Origin of the sequence: Leyella stercorea DSM 18206 (genome assembly GCF_000235885.1) — a bacterium.
GTDB lineage: Bacteria > Bacteroidota > Bacteroidia > Bacteroidales > Bacteroidaceae > Prevotella > Prevotella stercorea.
Genome location: NZ_JH379433.1, coordinates 1 through 2,210, shown reverse-complemented (window position 1 = coordinate 2,210; position 2,210 = coordinate 1). Strand labels below are relative to the sequence as shown.

Annotated in this window: 2 protein-coding genes; both read right to left on the bottom strand. The window is 36.1% G+C overall.

Going from position 1 to position 2,210, the window contains the following annotated elements:
- Positions 1–40: 40 nt before the first annotated feature.
- Complete coding sequence (locus HMPREF0673_RS06995) at positions 41–952, bottom strand: glycosyltransferase family 2 protein (RefSeq protein WP_172633645.1); 912 nt, start codon at positions 950–952, stop codon at positions 41–43.
- Between the two features lie 120 nt (positions 953–1,072).
- On the bottom strand, positions 1,073–1,999 hold the full coding sequence (locus HMPREF0673_RS06990; protein ID WP_007900039.1) for a glycosyltransferase family 8 protein: 927 nt from the start codon (positions 1,997–1,999) through the stop codon (positions 1,073–1,075).
- Between the last annotated feature and the right edge of the window lie 211 nt (positions 2,000–2,210).

Sequence of the window (2,210 nt, the reverse complement as noted above, 5' to 3'; positions counted from 1 at the left end):
TTCAGGCGGTTTTTTAATTCCGCCAACAGGTATTTATATGCTAATAATGAACTAATTTACTCGCAATCCACCCCTGCCTTAACCATAAGAATAGAAAACCTATTTTCCATTTAATGCTATTAAGTTTAAATATATTACTACGGAAAGCAGACAATCCTGCCAAAGCTTCTGTACGCGTTAACACATTAAACATTACAGCTTCTGTAAACACGCTAAAAGCTGCTTGCCGTTTAATATCTTCATGTTCTAAGCCTAGTATTTCATAGAGTTTGTCGAGATATTTCAACCGCATTTCATACGTGGAACGGGTAAAATGGCGAGTAATTGAATTAGAATTAACATAATAATGGTAAAATGCTTTTGGAAGATATGAAACTTTCACATCAGTATGTTGCAAAAGCTGTGCCCAAAACAACAAATCCTCACAATGGTTAATGCCTTTTGGAAATCTCACATTATACTTGTTGTAACAAGCTCGTCTTACGAGCTTGTTCCAACAGCTGCCATGCAGCTGTTGGAACAATTCTCGAAGAACTGATTCGGCTTTTAATTTCGATGGCTGTTGCTTACAAAGTGTTTGTTCTGTGTCTGTGTTACTGAAAAAATCACATATCACAACATCTGCATCGTCATTTTCTGCTTTTGCATACAATTCTTCCAACATAGTTTGGTCGACCCAATCGTCACTATCCGCATGAATAACATACTCTCCTTTAGCCAACTCTATACCAATTTGACGAGCTGCACTTACACCACCGTTTTGTTTATGAACAACCTGAAATCGAATATCTTTCTTAGCGTATTCATCCAAGATAGTGCCAGAACCATCAGTACTACCATCGTCAATCATCAATACCTCAAAGTCTGTGAGTGTCTGAACTCTTAGACTTTCAAGCATGCGATTTATTGTTTGTATTGCATTATAAACTGGTAATATTATTGATACTTTCATCGTTTTAAATATCATTTACTACATAATACTCTAATCCTCATAATAAAAAGAAATATGAGCCTTGTTACCGTTATCTTTTCATTAATACAATTATATCTTAACTTGATCTATATTAGCAATTTATGACAATATAGGTGGCGTAAATATTCCGTCTCGTATGATTCCTATACGATTTAACCAGTTACGGATTGTTTTCTTTATCCTACCCCACCAACTTAACTGTTCAAATATCGGGAAATGATACTTTTTCCAAGGGGTAAGCATAAGATATTTCTTGTAGAGTTTGCGATAGGGATGCTGACAATCCTTAAACCAAGGTTTGATTGGTGCTGCGAAATGAATAATTCCAGGGAATCGTTTTGCAGCCTCTAATTCTGGCAAATACTTTGAGAAAATCTTTGGCTTACGATTAAAATAGAAAGTTGTCATGTTCCAGCGAATAGGCAGAAGCGCTATTTTATCTTTGAAATAACAAGCTAATACATCTTGCTCGTTAACTATTATGGAAATAATATTTGTAGCATAGGCCATAATTGGCTGTTCCTGCTCCATTAATCTCCATTTCTCCAAATCACAAACCATAACACCAGAGTTGATACAAAAATCGGTGTCTTTGAGTCCTAACCGTGGCTTGAAGGTTATGCAATCGGGCATGTCCTCGGCTGCCGCTATAACCTTGTCTTGTAGATTCCAATGGTACAACGATGTTATGTCATCGTATACTATCATATCGACATCAAGGAAGAGACACCGTTTCTCTGTTGCTGGTAATAGCTGTGGTATCAGCAACTTGAAATACATAATGGGATTCCATTGACCTACAGGGAAATCGCCAAGGTTATCTATGCCACATGTGATTACCTTTAGTTCTGCTCCATGAGTGACACACACGGTTTGCAACTTACTCATAGTTTCCTTCGTTATTCCATCGGTCAAGAGATAAACAATGAAATGCTTATCCTTGTTGGTACAAAACAGCGAGGTAAGCATCACTGCTGCATGTTGTATATATCCTTCATTGGATACTATAACTATATTGTAATGCATTGAGTTTACAAAATGATTTGTATATAGGTTTGACAAATATACTTTATCCCTAAAAATTGTAATAAAAAACTCTCCTCAAACATAAATACGTTTCATAGTACTTTTAAGTTAGTACGTTAATACTCAATTTAGGGCATAGCCATTTGTATAGGCACTTTTACAAGGCCTACATATTGAGATGTTGTTAGTACTCAATTTAGGGCATAACCCT